17 protein-coding genes are annotated in these 21,336 nt (G+C 71.3%); 9 read left to right on the top strand and 8 right to left on the bottom strand.

All coding sequences use genetic code 11. The features are described from left to right. Positions 1-218: 218 nt before the first annotated feature. Positions 219-2,168: an MFS transporter gene (locus tag AN215_RS03090; RefSeq protein ID WP_079122630.1), complete on the top strand. Its 1,950-nt coding sequence runs from the start codon at positions 219-221 to the stop codon at positions 2,166-2,168. 105 nt (positions 2,169-2,273) lie between these two features. Here AN215_RS03090 and AN215_RS03085 read toward each other — a convergent pair whose 3' ends face one another. Beyond that, a complete protein-coding gene (locus AN215_RS03085; RefSeq protein ID WP_070012314.1) occupies positions 2,274-2,720 on the bottom strand; it encodes a cell division protein SepF in 447 nt (148 codons plus the stop codon). Between the two features lie 1,010 nt (positions 2,721-3,730). Here AN215_RS03085 and AN215_RS03080 point away from each other — a divergent pair. Continuing rightward, a complete protein-coding gene (locus AN215_RS03080) occupies positions 3,731-4,774 on the top strand; it encodes a S1 family peptidase (protein ID WP_070012532.1) in 1,044 nt (347 codons plus the stop codon). Positions 4,775-4,898: 124 nt separating this feature from the next. Here AN215_RS03080 and AN215_RS03075 read toward each other — a convergent pair whose 3' ends face one another. Both AN215_RS03075 and AN215_RS03070 read right to left on the bottom strand, forming a co-directional pair. Then, positions 4,899-5,921, bottom strand: coding sequence for an aspartate-semialdehyde dehydrogenase (locus tag AN215_RS03075; RefSeq protein ID WP_070012315.1), 1,023 nt, complete (start codon positions 5,919-5,921; stop codon positions 4,899-4,901). Positions 5,922-6,068: 147 nt separating this feature from the next. Further along, complete coding sequence (locus tag AN215_RS03070; protein ID WP_070012316.1) at positions 6,069-6,842, bottom strand: metallophosphoesterase family protein; 774 nt, start codon at positions 6,840-6,842, stop codon at positions 6,069-6,071. 258 nt (positions 6,843-7,100) lie between these two features. On the opposite strand from AN215_RS03070, the gene AN215_RS03065 reads away from it, so the two are divergent. Together AN215_RS03065 and AN215_RS03060 are read left to right on the top strand one after the other, a co-directional pair. After that, positions 7,101-10,670 carry a DNA polymerase III subunit alpha gene (locus tag AN215_RS03065; protein WP_070012533.1) on the top strand — a complete coding sequence of 1,190 codons (3,570 nt, stop codon included), beginning with the start codon at positions 7,101-7,103 and terminating at the stop codon, positions 10,668-10,670. Next, entirely contained in the window at positions 10,667-11,683 is a 1,017-nt protein-coding gene (locus tag AN215_RS03060; RefSeq protein ID WP_070012317.1) for a DNA polymerase Y family protein, read from the top strand. The genes AN215_RS03065 and AN215_RS03060 overlap by 4 nt, the downstream gene beginning before the upstream one ends. A gap of 156 nt (positions 11,684-11,839) precedes the next feature. Here AN215_RS03060 and AN215_RS03055 read toward each other — a convergent pair whose 3' ends face one another. After that, positions 11,840-12,607: an SDR family NAD(P)-dependent oxidoreductase gene (locus AN215_RS03055; protein ID WP_070012318.1), complete on the bottom strand. Its 768-nt coding sequence runs from the start codon at positions 12,605-12,607 to the stop codon at positions 11,840-11,842. 53 nt (positions 12,608-12,660) lie between these two features. On the opposite strand from AN215_RS03055, the gene AN215_RS03050 reads away from it, so the two are divergent. Beyond that, entirely contained in the window at positions 12,661-13,002 is a 342-nt protein-coding gene (locus AN215_RS03050) for an ArsR/SmtB family transcription factor (protein WP_070012319.1), read from the top strand. Between the two features lie 98 nt (positions 13,003-13,100). Here AN215_RS03050 and AN215_RS03045 read toward each other — a convergent pair whose 3' ends face one another. Both AN215_RS03045 and AN215_RS03040 read right to left on the bottom strand, forming a co-directional pair. Beyond that, the gene (locus AN215_RS03045) at positions 13,101-13,559 is read right to left on the bottom strand and encodes a pyridoxamine 5'-phosphate oxidase family protein (protein WP_070012320.1); all 459 of its coding nucleotides are present in this window, start codon (positions 13,557-13,559) and stop codon (positions 13,101-13,103) included. Between the two features lie 101 nt (positions 13,560-13,660). Beyond that, positions 13,661-14,488 (bottom strand): RNA methyltransferase, encoded by an 828-nt coding sequence (locus AN215_RS03040; RefSeq protein ID WP_070012321.1) that lies wholly within the window; start codon positions 14,486-14,488, stop codon positions 13,661-13,663. Positions 14,489-14,759: 271 nt separating this feature from the next. Between AN215_RS03040 and AN215_RS03035 the strand changes: the two genes are divergently transcribed. Then, complete coding sequence (locus tag AN215_RS03035; RefSeq protein ID WP_245694170.1) at positions 14,760-15,770, top strand: esterase/lipase family protein; 1,011 nt, start codon at positions 14,760-14,762, stop codon at positions 15,768-15,770. 455 nt (positions 15,771-16,225) lie between these two features. Here the strand turns inward: AN215_RS03035 and AN215_RS03030 are convergent, their stop codons facing one another. Next, positions 16,226-17,230 (bottom strand): lytic polysaccharide monooxygenase auxiliary activity family 9 protein, encoded by a 1,005-nt coding sequence (locus AN215_RS03030; protein WP_070012322.1) that lies wholly within the window; start codon positions 17,228-17,230, stop codon positions 16,226-16,228. 327 nt (positions 17,231-17,557) lie between these two features. Here AN215_RS03030 and AN215_RS03025 point away from each other — a divergent pair, with 327 nt between their 5' ends. Both AN215_RS03025 and AN215_RS03020 read left to right on the top strand, forming a co-directional pair. Then, entirely contained in the window at positions 17,558-18,163 is a 606-nt protein-coding gene (locus tag AN215_RS03025) for an AMIN-like domain-containing (lipo)protein (protein WP_245694168.1), read from the top strand. Between the two features lie 417 nt (positions 18,164-18,580). Next, entirely contained in the window at positions 18,581-19,777 is a 1,197-nt protein-coding gene (locus AN215_RS03020; RefSeq protein ID WP_070012323.1) for a MarP family serine protease, read from the top strand. Between the two features lie 55 nt (positions 19,778-19,832). Here AN215_RS03020 and AN215_RS03015 read toward each other — a convergent pair whose 3' ends face one another. Then, entirely contained in the window at positions 19,833-20,762 is a 930-nt protein-coding gene (locus tag AN215_RS03015) for a GNAT family N-acetyltransferase (protein WP_070012324.1), read from the bottom strand. A 137-nt stretch (positions 20,763-20,899) separates the two neighbouring features. On the opposite strand from AN215_RS03015, the gene AN215_RS03010 reads away from it, so the two are divergent. Continuing rightward, entirely contained in the window at positions 20,900-21,271 is a 372-nt protein-coding gene (locus AN215_RS03010; protein WP_070012325.1) for a GntR family transcriptional regulator, read from the top strand. Positions 21,272-21,336 lie beyond the last annotated feature (65 nt).

Raw genomic sequence — 21,336 nt, 5'->3', positions numbered from 1 at the left:
CCGGGAGGTGCGGCACGCGTGTGCCGCCTCCGGGGCAGGTGGGACGGCGGGTGAGATCCGCCACGCGGTCGCCTGGCAGACTCGCGTACCCTGACGGCCACTCGTCCTTCCGTGCCGGGCAGCAGTGCGTTCCGGCCCCGCTCGCGGGGCAGACGTCGGCAGCGGGCCCGGTGATCCCCCACGTACCGAAGGCGCGAGCGCGAGAAGGAGGTGCGCAGATGTCCGGCACGACCACGGCCGGAGCCGGAGAGGCGGCGGACGTTCCCGCGCACGGGGCTGCCCGGCCCCTCGCCGGCGCCGGGCCCCGAGTGAACCGGTGGACCGTCCTCGTCGTCCTCTGCGCCAGTCTGCTGCTGGTCGCCATCGACGCCACAGTGCTGCACGTGGCGGTGCCGGCCGTCTCCGAACAGCTCAGGCCCGGCTCCGTCGAGCTGCTGTGGATCGTGGACGCCTACCCGCTCGTCTGCGCCTCCCTGCTGATCCTCTTCGGCACACTCGGCGACCGCGTCGGACGGCGCCGGGTGCTGCTCTTCGGCTACGCCTTCTTCGCGGTCGCCTCGGCCCTGGCCGCCTACTCACAGACACCGGGCATGCTCATCGGGGCACGGGCCCTGCTGGGTGTCGGCGGCGCGATGATCATGCCCGCGACGTTGTCGATCCTCCGGCACGTCTTCCCCGACCGCCGTGAGCGGGCCCTCGCGATCGGCATCTGGAGCGCGGTCGCGGCGGTCGGCGCCGCGGTGGGGCCGCTCGTCGGCGGCCTGCTCCTGGAGCACTTCTGGTGGGGCTCGGTCTTCCTCGTCAACCTTCCGCTGATGGCCGCGGGGCTGCTCGTCGGGCGCTGGCTGCTTCCCGAGTCCACCGGCACCCGTGAAGGGCCGTGGGACCTGCTCGGCGCCGTCGTGGCTGCGGGCGGCCTCTTCGGCGTCATCCTCGGCGTCAAGCACGCGGGGGCCGGCCATCCCTTCGAGCCGGGCACGGCCGTGCCGCTGCTCACCGGCCTGGCCCTGCTCGGGGTGTTCGTACGGAGGCAGCGGCGGCGCACGTACCCGCTCATCGACGTCCGTACCGTCGCGCGCCGCGCCTTCGGCACGGCGGTGGGCTGCATCGTGCTCACCGTGCTCGCCCTCGTCGGGCTGGCGCTGATCGCCGCCCAGTACCTGCAGCTCGTGCTCGGTCTCTCGCCGCTGCAGACCGGCCTGCGGCTGCTGCCGCTCTCGCTCGCGGCCATCGCCGCCGGGCTCGTCGGCTCCCGGCTGCTGGGGCTGCTGGGTCCGCGGCGCATGGTCGGCCTCGGATTCCTGCTCACGATCGCGGCCGTGCTCTGCCTGACCGGCCTCGGTCAGGAGGACAGGCCGGTGCTGCTCGTCGGCGGGTTCGTGCTGCTGGGCTTCGGTCTGGAGACCACGCTCTTCGGCTGCTACGAGTCGATGCTCAACGAGGCGCCCCCCTCCCGCTCCGGCGGGGCCGCGGCTATCGGGGAGACGGCCTACCAGCTGGGCGCCGGCATGGGCATCGCGGTGCTCGGCAGCGTGATGAACGCCGCGTACGCGCCGGGCGTGCGCGATGTGCCCGGTGTCTCCGCCGCGGCGAAGGGCGACGCGAGCCATTCGCTGGGTGAGGCGTACGGCATCGCGGCGCGGCTCGGTGATCCCGCGGGGGACGCGCTCCGGTCGGCGGCGCGGGAGGCCTTCGTCCACGGCATGCACGTCACGCTGATCGCCAGCGCCGGACTGCTGCTGCTCGGGGTGCTGGCGGCGCTCAGGCTGCCGCGCACCATGGAGACCGGCGTTCCCGGCGAGGCGGATGAGGAGACCGCCGCGGACGGCAGCACCGCCGCGGACGGGGCGGGCCAGGGCCGAGCGGACGGACAGGAGCCCGTGACCCGTGCCGCCCGGGAGACCGACGGCGGTGAGGGAAGCGCGCCCGCGCACTCCGTGCGCAAGCGAGTGCCGCGGCAGGCGGACGGGAGCCGGGAGCGGGCCGGAGCGGTTCCCCCGCCGTCCCCGTCGGCCGAATCCTCCAACGGCAACGGCAACGGCAACGGCAGTGGAGAGGGCCGCGGGAACGGCGACGGCCATCGGCGTGAGAGCGGTCACGATCGCGGACACGAGCAGGAGCACGGCGGCGGCAACGACCTTCTGCCGAGCGGGATCACCCGCCCGTGACGCCGTCCGCGCACGGTTTCACGGCGCGCGGACCGACGGCGCCGGCCTGCTGCCCGCCGGTGTCGAACCTCCGGGGGAGGACGGCGACTTCGCCTTCGGCCCGTGTCAGCTCTGGTTGAAGAAGCCGCCCTCGGCGGCGCGGCGGTTCTCGCTGCCGACGATCCTGTAGTCGTCGGGCGTCAGCAGGAACACCCGCGTCGCGACCCGCTCGATGGACCCCCGGAGCCCGAAGGTCAGACCGGCGGCGAAGTCCACGACGCGCTTTGCGTCCGCGGACTCCATCATCGTGAGGTTGATGATGACGGGAACCCCGTCGCGGAACAGCTCACCGATACCGCGCGCATCGCGGAAGCCGTCGGGCGTGACGGTCGCGATCCGGGTGCCCTGATCCTGAGCGGCCTCCGCCGTCACCCGGATCCGCGGGTCCGTGACCCAGGGCTCCTGGGCGGCGTCACCGGGCTCCGGCCCCTCGGCGTAGTCGTCGTCGTAGTAACGCATTTCGCTGTCGTCGACGAGGCCCAGCCAGGCACTCGCCTTGCGCACCGATCCCATGGACGCCTCCTCTCCTCTGCGCGGTCCGTCCGCAGTCACTTCGAGCTCCCCCCCGGGAGTCCGCATCTCTATGGTCGTCCATGATGCGGATGTTGCGCCAAGTGGATACATGCCCAGTACGGGTTTCGTGACGTTACTGGTGCAGAACTCATGGTGCCGGGTCAAGGAACTTGTGGGGCACGCGTGGTGACGGTGTGCAAGTCGTGCGCGCCCCCGCCGGTGCGGGCGGGAGAGCAGACGGGTGCGGATGGCCCCGCACACCATGGTGACCTGCCGCCAGTGTGATGCCGCTGTGCGACGCGTACGAAACACTGTGCGAGGGGTCAACAGGGAGGCGGAGAAGGGGTGTTCGGAATCCCCTCCGGGCCGTCGCGGCCCATGTTCCGGGCGGCAGAGCCGCGTTGACATGGGCCTGGGGGAATTCCGTACGGCCGCCACTGCCGGAGCGCGGTCCGGCGGTGAAGGCCGCCTGTGACATCCGGTGGCCGTGAAGCGAAGCAAGGTGCCGCAGGGAGCCGGTAACGGGCCGGAGTACTCCTGCGGATGGTGGCCGGAAAGCGGCGGTGAACGCGCGGAACAACGGCGCGCGATGGAATTCCCGACCGTTCCGGAAGAGCCCTGGCCGGCTCTGGAAGAAATCCCGTATCTCAGACAGGAATCGGTGGACAGAACGGGACAAGTACGCTTGTTGTGCCAGTTGGAGCCATGTTCCTCCCTGTTGCCGCCCCTTGCGTTCAAACAAGGGATCGACGGGTTGAGTTGTGCTGTGTACGGTCGACCTGCAACGGTGCGACTTTTCACAGGCCGTCGCTTACTCGGCCTTGTGCGGTAACAGCGATTCTCGTAATACTCGTGGGTACGAGTTGGCATGGACGCGCCCTTCCTTCGGCCGCGGAAGCCGGCAAGGAAGGCTGTGTCCGTACTTCCCTCCGGGGCTGTCCTCTCAAATGCAAGGGCGGCCTCAACCCCCCACTGGAGGTTCAGAGTTGAAGAAGATATCGAAGCGGCAGATGGTCATAGCCGGCGCGGGCGTCGCAGCGCTGGTCGCCGGATCGCTGACCCTGTCGACAGCCAACGCTGCGGAAGAGGCTTCGCCGAGCCTCAAGACGCTGTCCAGCACGTCGGCTTCGAAGCTCGCCTCGAAGCTCACGTCGGACGTCAAGGGTGACGCCGGTTCGTTCTACGACGCGAAGGCCAAGAAGCTCGTCGTCAACGTCACGGACCAGGCCGCCAAGAAGAAGGTCGAGGCGGCAGGCGCCGAGGCCAAGATCGTCCAGCACACGATGGCCCAGCTGAAGTCGGTCAAGGACTCCCTGACGAAGAACGACGTCACCGGCACCTCCCGCGCCGTGGACGTGAAGTCCAACAAGGTCGTCATCACCGCCGACAAGACGGTCAAGGGCGAGAAGCTGGCCAAGCTGAAGAAGCAGGCCAAGGCCGAGGGCAGCAAGGTCGAACTGAAGCGCAGCGCGGGTGAGTTCACCACCAAGATCGCCGGTGGCGACGCCATCCACGGCGACGGCGGACGCTGCTCGCTCGGCTTCAACGTCACGCTGAACGGCGAGCCTGCCTTCCTCTCGGCGGGCCACTGCACAACCGCGATCGCCAGCTGGTCGGAGAGCGAGGGCGGCGAGCCGATCGCCGAGAGCGGCGACGGCGAGTTCCCGGGTGCCGACTGGGGCATCGCCACGTACACAGCCGAGGTCGACCACCCGAGCTCGGTCAACCTCTACGACGGCGGCACCCAGGAGATCACGGCGGCTGCCGAGGCCGAGGTCGGCCAGGAGGTCACCCGCAGCGGCAGCACCACCCAGGTCCACGACGGCACGGTCAGCGCCGTGGACGCCTCCGTCTCCTACCCCGAGGGCACCGTCAACGGTCTGATCCAGACCGACGTCTGCGCCGAGCCCGGCGACAGCGGCGGCTCCCTCTTCGCCGGTGACAAGGCTCTCGGCATGACCTCCGGCGGCAGCGGCGACTGCTCCTCCGGCGGCGAGACCTTCTTCCAGCCGGTGACGACGGCCCTCGAGGCCTCGGGTGCGGAGCTTCCCTGAAGTCCCGGCACCTGACGCGTCCGGTGTGATCCCGCACTGACCAGCGTCACAGCACACACGCGGAGCCCCCGGGCACGGCCCGGGGGTTCCGTCGTTCCGTCTACGGGGCTTCGCCCGTGTCAGCTCACTCGGCGGCGACCAGCTCCGCGATCTGCACGGCGTTCAGCGCCGCGCCCTTGCGGAGGTTGTCGTTGGCGAGGAAGAGCGCGAGGCCGTGCTCGGCGGTCTCGTCGGTGCGGATACGGCCGACGTAGCTCGCGTCCTTGCCCGCGGCCTGGAGCGGCGTGGGGATGTCGGAGAGCTCCACGCCCGGTGCCGCCGCCAGCAGTTCACGCGCGCGCTGCGGCGTGACCGGCCGCTCGAAGCGGGCGTTGACCTGGAGGGAATGGCCCGTGAAGACGGGCACGCGCACGCAAGTGCCGGACACCTTCAGGCCGGGGATGTTGAGGATCTTCCGGCTCTCGTTGCGGAGCTTCTGCTCCTCGTCGGTCTCGTCCAGGCCGTCGTCGACGATCGAACCGGCCATCGGCAGCACGTTGAAGGCGATCGGACGCTCGTACTTGTCCGGCTCCGGGAAGTCCACGGCGTCGCCGTCGAACGTCAGCCGCGTCGCGTCGCTCTCGACGGCCTTGCCCGCCTGCTCGTTCAGCTCCGCGACGCCGGCCAGACCGCTGCCGGAGACCGCCTGATAGGTGGCGACCACAAGACCCGTGAGCCCGGCCTCGTCGTGCAGCGGACGCAGCACGGGCATGGCGGCCATGGTGGTGCAGTTCGGGTTGGCGATGATGCCCTTCGGGCGGCGCCTGGCCGCGTCCGGGTTCACCTCGGAGACGACGAGCGGCACTTCGGGGTCGAGCCGCCAGGCGGAGGAGTTGTCGATGACGACCGGGCCCTGCGAGGCGACGTTCTCCGCGATGGCCTTCGACGTCGACCCGCCGGCGGAGAACAGCACGACGTCCAGACCCGAGTAGTCGGCGGCGGTCGCTTCCTCGACGGTGATCTCCCCGCCCTGCCAGGGGAGGGTGCGCCCGGCGGAACGGGCGGAGGCGAACAGACGCAGCTGCTCCACGGGGAGTTTCCGCTCGGCCAGAATCTCCCGCATCACGCTGCCGACCTGGCCGGTGGCTCCGACGATCCCGATCCTCATGGGGCTCCTTCTGTGCATGTCCTGTGCGAGTGGGTCCGGGCCCTGCCCGTCTGCGGTGTGCCCACGGGCCGGGCGCTGGCTCTTCTACCCTGCCCTGCCGCCTCTACGGTCGGCCACTTCTTTGACATCGGTCACACGCGGCCGTGATCAGCGGGCACGGCCGTCGAGCGGCCCGAAGGCGGCGAGCGCGTCCTCGGCGCTGTTGCGCGCGTGCACGTACTCCTCCGCCCACTCCGCCGCACCCTCGAACGCCGACTCGGCCGCGATGCGGGCGCAGGCCGCCGCGTAGTCGTACACGGTCCGGCGCAGGGTCATCGAATCGCCGGGGCCGAGCAGCGCCCAGTGCGCGCCGGGGCGTCCGTACGGCATCCCGACGCTCCCGGGGTTGACGACCAGCAGCCCATGGGTGAGCCGTACGAACGGCATGTGGGTGTGGCCGCACACCACCGCCCGTACGTCCGCGTCCACGTCTGCCAGCACTTCGGCCCAGCGCGCGGGCCGGGAGTCGACGAGCACCACCTCGGCGTCGTCGCGTGGGGTGGCGTGGCAGAAGAGCACCGGGCCGAGCCCGGCGACCTCCAGGCGTGCGGTCGGCGGCAGCCCTGCCAGGAATCCGATGTCCGCCGTGCCCAGCTGCCTTGCCGCCCACGCGTCCATGGGCAGGGGGCCGGCGCCGGGCCTGCCCGCGTCCCCGCGGGCGAGTTCGACCAGTTCGCGGTCGGCGTTGCCGCTGATCCATACGGCCCGGTCGCCGAGATCGCGCAGCAGTCCCAGCGTCTCGACGGGCTGCGGCCCGGCGAGGAGATCCCCCGCGAGCACCACCGCGTCGGCGGCCCGTACGTCCGGCTCGGCCAGTACCGCCTCCAGGGCGGGCAGGACGCCGTGGATGTCGGAGAGCACGGCAACGCGTTCGAGGGTCATGGAGCCGATCGTGACACCGCCGTGCGCGGTGGCGGGAGCGGTTCTCCCGGCGCGGAAACCCGCTGTCCCGGACTCCGGCCGGACACCCCGCCGACCGCTGGTCCCGGGCCCTGCCCGCGTGGCCGCGCACTGGTCGCGTACCGCCGGTGAGCTGCGAGGAAACGTCACCCGAATCGTTCGAACGCGAGTTCGACAAACTGGTCTATGGTGGGTGTACCGAGGACAGGCAAGGTGCGGATGCGGCGGGAGGTGCGTGCGATGCCGGGATTCGTGCACCTGCACGTCGCCTCCGGATTCTCCATGAGATACGGGGCCTCGCATCCCGAGACGCTGGCCGGCCGCGCCGCGGAGCGCGGCATGGACGCCGTCGCGCTCACCGACCGGGACGGCCTCGCCGGAGCGGTCCGCTTCGCACGGGCGAGCGCGGATGCCGGCGTACGCCCGGTGTACGGGGTGGATCTGGCGGTGGCGGAGCGGCCGGAGGAGAGGAGCGCGGTGCGCCGCCGCCGTACTCCCGTCAGAGGAGGTGCCTTCATCGACGAATCGGCGCAGCGTGTCGTCTTCCTCGCCGGGCAGGGGGCCGAGGGATGGGACCGGCTGTGCAGGCTGGTCACCGCCGCGCACGCGGGCGGCGGTGAGCGCCCCCTGCTGGAGTGGGAGGACCTGGCCGCGGTCGGAGGCGCCTCGGCGTCCGGCAGGGGAAGGGCCGCGGGCACGCACGAGGACGCGCTGACCGTGCTGCTCGGCCCCGACTCCGACGTCGGCCGGTCGCTCGCCGCCGGACGTCCCGACCGCGCGGCACGGCACCTGGACGGCTGGCGGGAGATCTTTGGTACGCGGGCGCTGCGGCTGGAGGTCGCCGGGCACGTGCCGCTGCGCGAGTCCGCGCGGATGCTCGGGCTCGCCGCAGAGCAGGGGGTGACGCCCGTACTGGCCAACGGGGTGCGCTACGCCGACCCGAGCCAGGGCCCGGTCGCGGACGTGCTGGACGCCGCGCGCCGCCTGGTCCCCATCGATCCACGGAAGGGACTGGACGGCGGGGAGCGGTGGCTCAAGGGACCGGAGGCCATGGCGTCGGCCGCGGAGCGCATCGCTCAGGCCGCGGGCTACCGGAGCGACACCGCGAACCGGCTGCTGGCGCTGACCGAGGAGACCGCGGGGAACTGCCGCGTCGACCCGGAGCAGGACATCGGCATCGGGCATGTGCACTTCCCCGAGCCGTGGCTGGTCGGTGCGGGCGGCGGCAGGAGCGCCGAGCGCGTGCTGCGTTCGCGGTGTGCGGCCGGGATGGTCGCCCGGCGGTACGAGGGGCAGCGGGAGCGCTGGGAGAGACTCGAACACGAGCTGCGGATCATCGAAGGCCTGGGCTTCTCCTCCTACTTCCTCACCGTCGCGCAGGTCGTCGAGGACGCGAGGGCGCTGGGCGTACGGGTCGCGGCACGCGGCTCGGGCGCCGGGTCGCTGGTCAACCATCTGCTGGGCATCGCACAGGCGGACCCCGTCGAACACGGCCTCCTCATGGAGCGGTTCCTCTCGCCGCGCCGCGCCGCGCTGCCGGACATCGACATCGACGTGGAGTCCGCGCGGAGGCTGGAGGTCTACCGCGCGATCTTCGACCGCTTCGGCGAAGGGCGCGTCGCCGCCGTCGCCATGCCCGAGACCTACCGGGTGCGGCACGCCATCCGTGACGTGGCCGCCGCGCTGAGCATGGACCCCGCCGGGACCGACAAGCTCGCCAAGTCGTTCCCGCACATACGGGCGCGTGACGCGCGTGCCGCCCTCGATGAGCTCCCCGAGCTGCGCGGCGTGGACGCCGAGCGGTACGGACCCCGCTTCTGGGACCTGGTCGAGTCGCTGGACGCGCTGCCCCGCGGTATCGCCATGCACCCGTGCGGAGTGCTGCTCTCGGACGCCTCGCTCCGCGCCCGTACACCCGTCGTGCCCACGAGCGGCGAGATTCCGCTCGGTCCTCCGGACGAGGGGGCGGCGCCCATCCCCATGTCGCAGTTCGACAAGGACGACGTGGAGGAGATGGGGCTGCTGAAGCTGGACGTGCTGGGAGTGCGGATGCAGTCCGCGATGGCGTACGCGGTCGCCGAGATCGAACGGGCGGGGGGCGGCCGTCCCGTGCTGGACGAGGTGCCCCGGGACGATCCGCGTACGTACGCGCTGATCCGCTCCGCCGAGACGCTCGGGTGCTTCCAGATCGAATCGCCGGGCCAGCGCGACCTGGTAGGGCGGTTGCAGCCGGAGAGCTTCCACCATCTCGTCGTCGACATCTCGCTGTTCCGGCCGGGACCCGTCGTCGCCGACATGGTGCGCCCGTTCATCGAGGCGCGGCACGGACGGCGGCCCGCCGCGTATCCGCACCCGGACCTGGAGCCGGCGCTGCGCGAGACGTTCGGCGTCGTCGTCTTCCACGAGCAGATCATCGAGATCGTCTCCGTCATGACCGGATGCGGCCGTGCCATGGCCGACGAGGCACGGCGCGCGCTCTCGGACGGCGAGCGGCAGGGGAGGGTGCGGGTCTGGTTCGCGCAGGAGGCGTCCCGGCGCGGTTACGCGGACGAGGCCGTCGAACGCACCTGGGAGATCGTGGAGGCGTTCGGCTCGTACGGCTTCTGCAAGGCGCATGCCGTCGCCTTCGCCGTGCCGACGTACCAGTCGGCGTGGCTGAAGGCCCATCATCCGGCGGCCTTCTACGCGGGGGTGCTGGAGCACGATCCGGGGATGTACCCGAAGCGGCTGCTGCTGGCGGACGCGCGCAGACACGGGGTGCCGGTGCTGCCGCTGGATGTGAACCGGTCGTCGGCCGCTTATCGGATCGAACTGGTGTCTGATTCCAAGGGAGTTGAGGACGCGGCCGTTCCGGAGGCCGGGCAGCACCTGTGGGGACTGCGTCTCGCACTCTCCGAAGTGCAAGGCATCAGCGAGGCGGACGCGGAACGCATCGCCGCCGAGCAGCCCTACGACTCGCTGGCCGACCTCTGGCGTCGGGCGCGGCCGTCACGTCCCGTGGCCGAAAAGCTCGCCCAGGTGGGGGCGTTGGATGCTTTCGCCCCCGGCGGCAACAGGCGTGACCTGCTGCTGCAGATCGCCGAACTGCACCGCCGGCAGCGCGGCAAGGGCGCTCGTGAGGGGCAGTTGGCGCTGGGCGACGCCGCCGTACCCGAGCCGGCCGGGCTTCCCGACCTCGACGACGGCGAGCGGCTGGGCGCGGAACTCGGCGTACTCGGCATGGACGCCTCCCGGCACCTCATGGACGATCACACCGCGTTCCTGCGGGAGCTGGGCGCGCACTCCGCACGTGCGCTGCGCGACGTCCGGCACGGTGAGACGGTCCTGGTCGCCGGCGCCAAGGCCGCGACCCAGACCCCGCCGATCCGCTCCGGCCGGCGCGTCATCTTCAGCACCCTCGACGACGGCACCGGACTGGTCGACCTCGCCTTCTTCGACGATTCGCACGCCGCCTGCGCGCACACCGTCTTCCACTCCTGGCTGCTGCTGGTGAGGGGAGTGGTGCAGCGCCGCGGGCCGCGCAGCCTCAGCGTGGTGGGATCGGCCGCATGGGACCTGGCCGAACTGGCCGGACTGCGCCGCACCGGCGGCCTGGACGCGGTGGCCGCCAGGCTGGCGGAGCCGCCCGGGGGAGAGGAACCCGGGTCCGGGCAGGGCGAGGTGGCCGAGGGAGACGGCGGCCGCACCGTCGAGGTGGCCAAGGGATATGAGATGCACCCCTGGGCCGACCTGCGCCCGCCCGGCGATTCCGCGGGTTCCCCGCAGGCCCTGCGCAAGCTGTGGCACTCCAGCCCGGGGAGCGCGGGATGAGCGAAGCAGCCGGAAGTCCCGGACTCCGCGTGCTGTACGTCCGCTTCGAGGGGACGGCCGCCGGACGCGCGGAGGAGGAGAGCCCGGAGTTCTCCGGCCTCCTCGGTCTCCTCGGCGACTTCACGCCTGTCGTGCAGGCGCTGCCGCCCGACGCCGCGCTCGCCGACGTACAAGGCGCGCTGCGCTACTTCGACCGCGACGCGCCCGGGCTGGCCCGGCTCATCCGCCTCCGTGCGCTGGCCCTGCACGGCACGGACTGCACCGTCGGCGTCGCCGCCAACCCGCTGCTCGCGCGGATGGCCGCGCACTCCGGGCCCGCCGGCTCGGTACGGACCGTGCACCCGGAGGAGACCGCCGCCTTCCTCGCCGGCAGACCCGTCGCGGCACTGCACGGCGTCGGCGCCGTGACCGCACGCACCCTGTGCTCGTACGGTCTGGACACCGTCGGCCGTGTCGCCGGCGCCGCCCCCGCCACCCTGCAGCGCATCCTCGGCGCGAAGACCGGACGCCTCCTCCACGAGCGCGCCCGCGGCATCGATCCGACGCCGGTGGTTCCCGGTGAACCGGCACGTTCGGAGAAGGCCGAACTCCGCTTCGCCCGCGACGAACTCGATACGGTCGCGCGTCGCCGCGCACTGCTCGCCCTCGCCGACGGACTGGGCTTCCGCATGCGTACCGCCGGGCAGGCCGCCCGTGCGCTGACCCTCACCGTCCGCTACGCCGACCGCTCCGTCACCACGCGCACCCGCACGCTCGCCGAACCCACAGCGCACACACCGGCGCTGACCGCTCTCGCCTATGCCCTGCACGACGGACTCGGGCTGCAGCGGGCCCGCGTGCGGGCGGTCGCCCTGCGTGCCGAGGAGCTGATGCCCGCCGAACTCGCCACCCTGCAGCTCTCCCTGGACCCCCGAGAGGAGAAGGCCAGACGTGCCGAGGCGGCGGCGGACCGGGCACGGCTGCGGTTCGGCGCTTCCGCGGCGCACCCCGCGGGGCTGCTGGACGCGGCGTAGGGCCGTTCTCCCGCGTCCGTGACCGTGCCGAGCACCGTGTCGCATCACCCCAACAGGGCTGCTGCGTCCGGCGGTTCGCATCGCGTGCCGTCGTGAGCGCAGGGACTGCCGGTGGGACGTGGCTCATCAGGCGGTCTCCCGGGATGCCGAGGACCGTCAGGTCAGTTCCAGGCCGCCGTCGACGGTGAGGATCTGCCCGGTGAGCCAGGTGGTGGCGGCTGGATCGGCCAGGCGCAGGATCCAGTCGGCGACCTCGTCGGGATCGCCGCGACGGCCGAGGGGAATCCGCGCGGCTTCTTCCTGCTTGATCTGTTCGATGGTCGTCCCGGAAAGTCCGGAGGCGGCCAGGGCCTGGCTTTCGGTCGGGCCGGGAGCGAGGGCGTTGACGCGGATGCCGTCGGCCGCGAGCTCCACCGCCCAGCTGCGGGTGAGCTGTTCGAGTGCGGCCTTGGAGGCCGCGTAGTGGGCGGCGCCCGGCAGCGGCCGGTGGCCGTAGGTGCTGGAGACGTTGACGATCGAGCCCCGGCTCTGACGCAGATGCGGGAGCGCCGCATGTGCCAGCAGGCTGGGTGCGACGACGTTGAGGCCGAACAGTGAGGTGACGCCCTCGGCGGTGGTGTCGGCCAGCAGCATGAGCTTGGTGGCTCCCGCGTTGTTGACCAGAACGTCCAGTTGTCCCCAGCGGTCGAGCGCGGCGCCGACCGCTTCCCCGGGTGCCGCCGGGTCGCTCAGGTCGGCCGAGTGGGAGGCGATCGCGGCGGAGTCGGCGGCGGTCTCCTCGAGGGCGTCCATGCGGCGGCCGACGCCCAGCACACGGGCGCCGGCGTGAGCGAAGGCGCGGGCTGCGGCACGGCCGATGCCGGATCCGGCGCCCGTGACGATGACGACGCGGCCGGCGAGGTCTGCGGGAGATTCGATGGTCATCGGCCCCTCATTGTTCTACGTTCGTGAAACATCGAACAATGTACCATGATCACATGAAACAGGCGTGGCACCCCACTCCGAGCGAGATCACCCTCACCGGCGTGATGGGGGCGCTCAACGACCCCGTCCGGGTCGGCCTCCTGCGTGTACTCGCCGACGACCGCGAACACGGATGGAGCGAACTGCGCGCGCCGGTGGCCAAGTCCACCCTCAGCTATCACCTGCGTGTGCTCCGTGACGCCGGTGTCACCCGCACCCGGCAGGAAGGCACCCGATGCTTCGTCGAGCTGCGCCGCGACGACCTCGATGCCCGCTTCCCAGGGCTGCTTGACGCCGTCCTCGGCGCAGCCCACCGCGACGACATCGGCGCACGGGTCGGCCTCGCCGGGACCTGACCGGCGCCGGGCTACCGAGTCCGCGCCGGATGTCGGCGGAGTGACATGACAACCGGCAGTACCCGGTCAGGGCGCCTGGGTTCACGGTGCGGAGCATGTCAGCCGTCGACGTCGAGCGCCGTTCCGTACATGCGGTCCACTCTCAGACGGATGACCACCCGGCGTTCGTCCACCAGCTGCTCCAGGAAGGCGCGTTCGTCCGCGGGCCTCATCGACTCCGGAAGCATCGCCAGCACCTCCAGACCGATGGCGTCACCGGGCACGGTCGTGATCTCGGAGACCTCCGCCTCGCCCTCGGCGACGGCGAAGGTCCACACGTCGCCGCCCTGCACGTGCACGGCCGCACGCGGGTCGCGCCGCAGGTGCCTCACCTTCACGCGGCCGGCGGTGGTGAAGAAGCGCACGATGCGGGCCTCGGGGTCCCAGCTGTGCACCATGGTGGTCAGATGCGGGTGGCCGCTGCGCCTGCCGGTGGCGAGGACGCTGAAGTGCCGGGCGCCCAGCAGCTCGGAAAGTGCCTCTTCGGACAGGACGCGAGGTCCGGGACGTCGGGTCATGATGTGAGCAACCACCCCGGCACACCGGCCATTCCGCAGCGGACCCGCGGAACCGGCCGGCCTGGCCCGAGTCTCCGTACGGAGCGCGGCGGGCGCCGGGGTCAGCTCCGGCGTGCGGCGGCGATGCGCTGCCGCGAGACCTCGTACAGCACGGCGGTCGCGGCGCCGGCCGCGTTGAGCGAGCTCGCGGAGCCGGCCATCGGGATGCGCACCGTGTGATCGCACACCTCTCGCCAGCCCGCGCTCAGGCCCGCGGTCTCGTTCCCGACGAGCAGCAGTACGGGCCCGGTCAGATCGCAGTCGAAGAGGTCCGTGTCGCCCTTCTCGTCCGTACCGACGACCGCGACCGGCAGCCCGTGAGCCCGCTGCTCCTCCAGCCATTCCACGACCTCCCGCCGGGAGGGCACGCGTACGGCCGGAAGTGCGAAGAGCGAACCGGTGCTGGCCCGCACCGACTTGGGGTCGTAGACGTCGGCGGCGTGACCGGTCACGATCACGCCCCCGGCGCCGAAGGCGTCCGCGGAGCGGATGACCGTGCCGATGTTGCCGGGGCCGGCGGGACGGTCGAAGAGCACGCCGAGGAAGCCGTCGTCCACGCCGATGCGGGACAGATCGTCCTCGGGCATCCCGAGCACCGCCACGACCTCGGGGGCGGTCTCGTCCTTGCCGCCCAGCTCGGCGAGGAGTTCGGGAGCCATCGCGATCCGCTCCGCCGGCACCTCACGCACCAGGTTCTCCGCCCAGCGGGACAGCGGCTTCCGGGTGGAGTGGATCAACGCCCGTACGGGCCAGCCGCGTTCGACGGCGACCGTGATGGGACGGACTCCCTGGACGAGGAACTCCCCTGCGCGCTGCCGCTTGTTCCGGTTGGACAGCAGCGACTGCCACTGCTGGAAGCGGGCGTTGCGGGTGGTGATCTTCAAAATCACCGGACTTCCTCCCGCTCGTGACTTCGTGCCGCCGCGGCAGCCTACACGGCGCCGGGACGGTCACCGAATCTTCACAGTCCCGCTTATGGCACTCCAAAGTTACCGCTGCGTTAATTGACGTGGCTTCGTCAATGTGGCCTGCCTCACCTTCACCGTCACTTGTGCACCACCCCCCACACCCCCACATCACCCCCCACACAACACCTGTCACGCAGACCCCACGAGGCGCCACAGGAATCAACGTCCCCCTCACCCCCACGAGGAGACGGCAGTGAAACTGTCCTGGAAGCACCCCGCCACCCCCGCCATCGCCGCCGCGGCCGCGATCGTCATGACGGCGCTCCCACTCACGGCGTCGGGCGCCTCGGCGTCCGAGACCTCCGAGCCCGGATCTTCAGCGTCCGGTTCCTCCACGGCGGACTCGCCGGACTCGAAGGGCACTTCGGACCCGTCGTCCGAGGAAAGAGCCGCCGGACAGGCCCTGCTGGCCGACAAATCGGCCCGCAAGCCGGCGGCTCCGGCCTCGTCGTCGGAGGGCGGCTGGAACGACTACGACTGCAAGCCCTCCAAGGAACACCCGCGCCCCGTCGTGCTCGTGCACGGAACGGGCGGCAACGCGGTGTCCAACTGGCTCGGTCTGGCGCCCTACTTGAAGAAGCGCGGCTACTGCGTCTTCTCCCTCGACTACGGCCAGTACAACGGCGTTCCGCTGCTCTATGGTCTCGGCCCCATGGAGGACTCCGCCGCCCAGCTCGGCACCTTCGTCGACAAGGTCCTGGAGGCGAGCGACACCAACAAGGTCGACATCGTCGGTCATTCGCAGGGCGGCATGATGCCCCGCTACTACATGAAGTTCCTCGGCGGCGCCGACAAGGTGAACGCACTTGTCGGCATCGCGCCGAGCAACCACGGCACCACGCTGAGCGGGCTCACCAAGCTCGTCGACCTGCTGCCGCCGCTCGGTGACGTCATCGACGGGCTCGCGCCGTCGCTGATGCAGCAGAAGCGGGGCTCGGAGTTCATGGCCCGCCTCAACGAGGGCGGCGACACCCTGCCCGGCGTGAAGTACACGGTCATCGCGACGAAGTACGACGAGATCGTGACGCCCTACAAGTCGCAGTTCCTCGAGGGGCCCGACGTCAACAACGTCGTGCTCCAGGATCTGTGCCCTGCCGACATCTCCGAACACCTGGCGATCGGCCTCTTCGACAAGCTGGCGTTCCACGAGACGGCCAACGCCCTCGACCCCGCCAACGCCGAGCCGACGACCTGCAGTTCATAGCGGCAGAGCAGGACGCGAACAGGCACACGAACACTGGGCCGTGCCGCCGTTCGAGGACGGCGGCACGGCCCCGGTGCGTGTCACATCACCACTGGCAGCGCTTCTCCGCGTACGCGGGCCCGTAGCGCTCTCCGGCAACTCCGGCGGGGCGTCCAGGCGTTCCAGCGCCTTGGACGGACTCGCCCGCCCCGGGAGCGCCTCCGGCTCCCACCGATGCGGCGATCAGAGACAGCGGCGAGTGTGCAGGCCACTCCCTGTCCAGCGGGTGCAGCGTGCTCCGGACCTTCCGCGGCGCGCGCGGGGCGCGGTCGCCGAGCAGCTCTCGCAGCTCGGCCTCCGAAGTGACTTCCCGCGTCGCCGCCGGCGGCTCCGCATGCTCCACCCTGCCTCACCTTCCCCGCAGGCCACGCAGGTCTCGTCCCGGTCCTGCTCGTAGCAGCATCCCATGTGCATCGTCAGCTGCTGCTGCGACGGCCGAGGTCACGGCGGCGGGCACCGACGCAGACCAGTGCCGCGCCGACGACGAGGACGCCTGCTCCGGCGAGGGCGATGTTCGTCGTCGTGTCGTCGCCGCCGGTCCGGGCGAGGCGGTCGCCCTGTCCGGAGCTCTTCACCTCGGGGGCGTTGTGCGATGAGTGCCCGCCCTCGGCGCTCTTGGTGCCGGCGTGCGAACCGTGGGCGCCGTGCTCCCCGGCCGACGGGTTGCCGCGTCCGTCGTGTTCCACGGTCGACTTCGGGGCGCCGGCGGCGATCTGCGAGTCGCTCGGCGCTTCCGGGCCTGCCTGCGGCGAGGACTGCGACCCGCTCCCGGAGGCGGCGGTCTTGCCGCCGCCGAAGGTGACGTCGGAGCAGGTGTAGAAGGCCTCGGGGCTGTCGGAGCGCTGCCAGATGCTGTAGATCAGGTGGCGGCCGCTCCTCTTGGGCACCTCACCCTTGAACTTGTACTCGCCGCCCTCCAGCTTGGGGTCCTTGACCTTGGCGAACGGCTTGGACTCCAGGTCCGACCACTTCAGCGGTTCCGACGGGTCGTAGCCGGTCTTCGTGATGTACAGCTCGAAGCTGCCCTTGTGCGGGGCCGTCGCCTTGTACGAGAAGGAGTGCTCGCCCGCGGTCATCTTCGACGACGGCCAGTCCTTGCGCGGCAGGTCGAGGCCCTTGTACTTGGCGCGCCCCGCGCTGCACAGCTTTCCGTCCGGGATGATCTGCTCGTGCTTGCCCGCCGCGTCCGGGATGTTGACCTCGTTCCAGTCGTAGAGGGCCTGGGTCCCGCCTGCCTTCACGGCCGCCTTGCAGGCCGCGGACTTCGGGTTCTCCGGTCCCTCCGCGAAGCAGGCGGAGACACGGCTGACGGGGTCGGTCATCGAACCGTGTGCGACGGCCGGAACCGCGAGGGCCATGGAGAGCGCGATGGGCACGGCTCCGAGAGCTGATATGCGTGCGACCGTGCGACGAGCGGACATCTTGGGGCTCCTGGAAGTGGGGGGCGTACGGGTGCCGCCTGCCCCGCGCGCCCCGGTGGTGCCAGGCGGGCCGGGCCGATGCGGTGTGCAGCACGCTAGCCGCGCTCAACTGCCCGTTCGACGTCCGAAGGCCCCAACTGCCCATCTTTATGGTGGCGTTAAGGCCGTGGTAAGCGGGGGCTCAGGCGCGTACCCCGGGGCGCATCGATGTGTGCCGTGCGTCCGTTTTACCGCTTCGATTCTGTTGTGTACGTGTCTGTACAACTCCAGCACGGTTTCATGTGTCTAGCCTCTTGCCACAGCAATTGCGCCACAAGGGGGCCTCCAATGCGACACACCAGGCTGCTCGTCATCGCAGTGCTCACCAGTGCGGGGCTCCTGACCACCATGTCGGTGGCCACCGCCGCCGGGCCCGGAACCACCGCGGCTGCTTCGCAGACCTCGGCTGCCGCCGCGAGTTGCGGCGTCACCTGGGGAAGCCTGCCGAAGACCGGCACGGGCACGGGTGACCGCTCGCTCACCGATGTACGGACCGGGCGGCACGACTGCTACGACCGCATGGTTCTCGACATCCGTCCCGGCATGCCCGCGAATCCCGCTTCCTACCAGGTCCGGTACGTCGACAAGTTCTACCAGGACGGCTCCGGCAACCACATCAAGATCAACGGAGGCGCGATCCTGGAGATCGTCGCGTCGGCGCCCAGTTACGACCCGGAGACCTACGAGGCGACGTATCCGGGCCGGGGCGGCAAGTCGCTGCCGGGTGTGAACCTCAAGGGTTACAAGACCTTCCGCGACGCCCGCTTCGGCGCCAGTTACGAGGGAACGACCCAGCTCGGCCTCGGGGTCAGGGCCCGGCTGCCCTTCCGCGTCCTCGAACTGAGCGACCGCATCGTCATCGACGTCGCTCACACCTGGGCGGCTCCGCGCTGACCGTCCCGACTCCCGGCTGCACGGACTGAACCGCCGTCCGGCAGCCGGGACTTCACCGCTCGCCGGTGCGTTCCGGCACGCATCGTGCCGGCGGTGACAGGTGCCCGCCGCTGCGCGAGGACGACACACCCCTCGTCGCGCAGCGGCACGAGCCTGCGCCCGGCCGTAGTGGCTCCCCTGGTTCAAGAGCACGCCACGACGTCTGCGGCACCGGCACGCCTGCGCACGCCCGTGCAAATGGGTGCATACAGCTGCATACCGTGCGTGCCGCGTACGTGATACGGAACCAACCCTGCTCGGTTTCGCGTGTGTTCTGCGACCAGGGGCAGATGCGGAGGACGGCCGAGGCACAATCGGAGGACAGGGCCGCAACGTGAGCACGATGAGTAACCCGAGTGGGGCGAGAAGGGGTGTGCGGTGAACCTGCTGGATGTGCTGTTGCTGCTCGCAGTGCTGGTCTTCTCCGTTTCCGGCTATCAGCGAGGTCTCGTCGCGGGGTTCGTCTCCCTGGCCGGCTTCGTCGGCGGCGCGGTGGTCGGCGTGTGGGCGCTGCCGTTCGTGCTGGACAAGGTGCATCCCGGCACCACGGAGGCCACCATTGTGGCGCTTCTCACCGTGCTCGTACCGGCGGCGCTGGGCCAGGCCGTGGCCGCCCCGCTGGGGTGGCGGCTGCGTGACGCGCTGAGCTGGACCCCTGTGCGCTGGGCGGACGGCGCGGGCGGAGTGGCCGTCAACGCGATCGCGGTGCTGGTGGTCGGCTGGGTCGCGGCGAGCGCCCTGTCCGTGTCGCCCTCACCCACTCTGAACGAGACGATCCGCGGCTCCCAGGTGCTCGGCACCGTCCAGGACCGCATGCCCGACCAGGCCGCCACCTGGTTCGCCGACGCCACGGGAGCGCTCACGACAGCGGGCTTCCCGCCGGTCTTCAACCCCTTCGAGCACGAACCCGGCACCTCCGTCGCGAAGCCGTCCGGCGACTCGGTCACCCCGGCCGCCACCGAGGCCGCCAAGCGCAGCTCGGTCAAGGTCGAGGGCGTGGCGGACGTCGACGGAAGCGCCCGAGGCCAGGAAGGCAGCGGGTTCGTCTACACGAATCAGCGTGTGATGACCAACGCGCACGTGGTCGCCGGCGTGGACGACCCGACCGTACGCGTCGGCGGCGTCGGCCCCCGCTACGAGGCGAAGGTCGTGCACTTCGACCCCAAGACCGACGTCGCCGTGCTCGCCGTGCCCGGTCTGGAGGCACCCGCCCTGGACTTCGCGGGCAACGCGTCCCGCGGAGCGCCCGGCGTCGTGGCCGGCTATCCGGAGAACGGCAGCCTCGATCTTCGTGCCGCGGCGGTCGCCCAGCGCGTCGAGGCGCGCGGACAGGACATCTACGGCCAGGAACTCAGCACCCGGGACATCTACGCCATCCGCTCCACCGTCCGCCCCGGCAACTCCGGCGGACCGCTGCTGACGAAGGACGGGAAGGTCCTCGGAGTGATCTTCGCCCGCTCCACGAGCGACTCGGACACCGGCTACGCGCTCACCGCGGAGCAGGTGCAGCGGCACGCACGCGAGGGTGCCGCCACCAGCCGGCCCGTCGACACGGGCAACCGTTCGGCGCTCTGAGCCGGGGCGCCGGTGCTGTTGAGCCGAGACGTGGGGACTCCGGTCCGGCGTCCGCTCACAGCGCCTTGGAATAGCGCCACTCGGTTGCCGCGTGCACATAGCCGAGGCTCCGGTTGAGAGCCAGCATCGGCGCGTTCGTCGCGTCGTTGCCGGTGAAGGCCCGTGTGCGGCCCTCGGAGCGGGAACGGCGCAGCGAGTCGAGCTTCGCCAGCCGGGCGAGGCCGCGGCCGCGGTAGGCGCGCCGGGTGCCGGTCATTCCCGACCAGTAGCGCTCGCGCCCGTCCGTCTGAGCCACGGAGTACGAGGCCACCTCACCGCCGACCAGCACGACCGAGGTGAGGCGGTGGTCGATGTCCGGGCGGTCCCAGTTCAGCCGCAGCCAGTCCTCGTACGGCACGAACCCGTGCCGTACGTCGCCGGGTTCGTCCGCGGTGCACTCCAAGTCGGCCTCGTACAGCGGACGCCGGTCGCCGGCGAAATCCCACGCCGTGCGGAGCTCGACGCCCTCGGGCAGCGGCTCGGGCAGAGCGGGAAGAGGGGCCCGTGCGAGGTCCAGCCCCAGGAAGCAGGCGCGCCGGCCGCGTACGTAGCCCCTGTGTTCGGCGAAACCGGGGGAGTTGCCGTCGTCCGGGACCCACGTCCAGGCGCGGTCCGCTCCCAGCCCGGACAGATATGCCTCCCCCTCGGCCGCCAGCGCGGCACCCGCGCCCAGCCCTCTGGCGTCCGGGCGCACAGCCGTGTGCAGATAGCCGTGCCCCGGCTCGGAGCTGCTGATGAGCAGACCCGTGTCCGCGCAGCCCACGACACGGCCGCCGGAATCCCTCGCGACCAGCCAGCGGGTACGCCCCGAGACGGGCCCGGACTCGGCCTCCCAGGCCACCGATTCGGCCGTGCACACCAGATACGGAACGGCCGCGCGCCTCACCTCGGCCACTGCTCCGGCGTCACGCGGGTGGAAGGCTTCGACAGTGACCTTCGGCGTCATGACCCGGCACGCTACGCGGCGTTCTGTGGCGCCGCCTCTGATTTTTCCTGCCCTGAGGGAGAATCGGCACCGCACACGCGTATCCGCGCGCGCGTCCCCGACTTCACAAGAGAAACCGCGAACAGACCGGAGAACACGTGCCGTTGCAGATCACCATCGACGCTGCCGCGCCGGAAGCCCCGTACGAGCAGCTCCGCGCCCAGATCGCCGCCCGCGCGCGCGGCGGGGATCTGCCCACCGGCTACAAGCTGCCGACGGTGCGCGGGCTGGCGGGCGAGCTGGGGCTCGCGGCGAACACCGTCGCCAAGGCCTACCGGGCGCTGGAGTCGGACGGAGTCATCGAGACCAGGGGGCGGCACGGCACCTTCGTGGCGGCGGCGGGCGACGCCGCGGCCAGAGAGGCGTCCGAGGCGGCGCAGTCCTACGCGCACCGGGCGAAGAGGCTGGGCCTGGACCGCGAAGCGGCGCGTGCCGCGGTCGAGGACGCGCTGCGCGCGGTGTACGGATGACGGGCGACGCGGGGATGACGGGCGTCGAGGGCTGACGGGCGTGCGGGATGCGGGGAGGCGGCCGG

It is taken from the genome of Streptomyces abyssalis (genome assembly GCF_001751365.1).
In the GTDB taxonomy this organism is placed as follows: Bacteria; Actinomycetota; Actinomycetes; order Streptomycetales; family Streptomycetaceae; genus Streptomyces; species Streptomyces abyssalis.
Note: the sequence above shows the minus strand (reverse complement) of the source record. Positions and strands in the feature narration are given on the sequence as shown.

Coding starts and splice junctions, on each gene's coding strand:
- AN215_RS03090 (WP_079122630.1), top strand. CDS start 219: ATGTCCGGCACGACCACGGCCGGAGCCGGAGAGGCGGCGGACGTTCCC.
- AN215_RS03085 (WP_070012314.1), bottom strand. CDS start 2,720: ATGGGATCGGTGCGCAAGGCGAGTGCCTGGCTGGGCCTCGTCGACGAC.
- AN215_RS03080 (WP_070012532.1), top strand. CDS start 3,731: ATGGTCATAGCCGGCGCGGGCGTCGCAGCGCTGGTCGCCGGATCGCTG.
- AN215_RS03075 (WP_070012315.1), bottom strand. CDS start 5,921: ATGAGGATCGGGATCGTCGGAGCCACCGGCCAGGTCGGCAGCGTGATG.
- AN215_RS03070 (WP_070012316.1), bottom strand. CDS start 6,842: ATGACCCTCGAACGCGTTGCCGTGCTCTCCGACATCCACGGCGTCCTG.
- AN215_RS03065 (WP_070012533.1), top strand. CDS start 7,101: ATGCCGGGATTCGTGCACCTGCACGTCGCCTCCGGATTCTCCATGAGA.
- AN215_RS03060 (WP_070012317.1), top strand. CDS start 10,667: ATGAGCGAAGCAGCCGGAAGTCCCGGACTCCGCGTGCTGTACGTCCGC.
- AN215_RS03055 (WP_070012318.1), bottom strand. CDS start 12,607: ATGACCATCGAATCTCCCGCAGACCTCGCCGGCCGCGTCGTCATCGTC.
- AN215_RS03050 (WP_070012319.1), top strand. CDS start 12,661: ATGAAACAGGCGTGGCACCCCACTCCGAGCGAGATCACCCTCACCGGC.
- AN215_RS03045 (WP_070012320.1), bottom strand. CDS start 13,559: ATGACCCGACGTCCCGGACCTCGCGTCCTGTCCGAAGAGGCACTTTCC.
- AN215_RS03030 (WP_070012322.1), bottom strand. CDS start 17,230: ATGTCCGCTCGTCGCACGGTCGCACGCATATCAGCTCTCGGAGCCGTG.
- AN215_RS03025 (WP_245694168.1), top strand. CDS start 17,558: ATGCGACACACCAGGCTGCTCGTCATCGCAGTGCTCACCAGTGCGGGG.
- AN215_RS03015 (WP_070012324.1), bottom strand. CDS start 20,762: ATGACGCCGAAGGTCACTGTCGAAGCCTTCCACCCGCGTGACGCCGGA.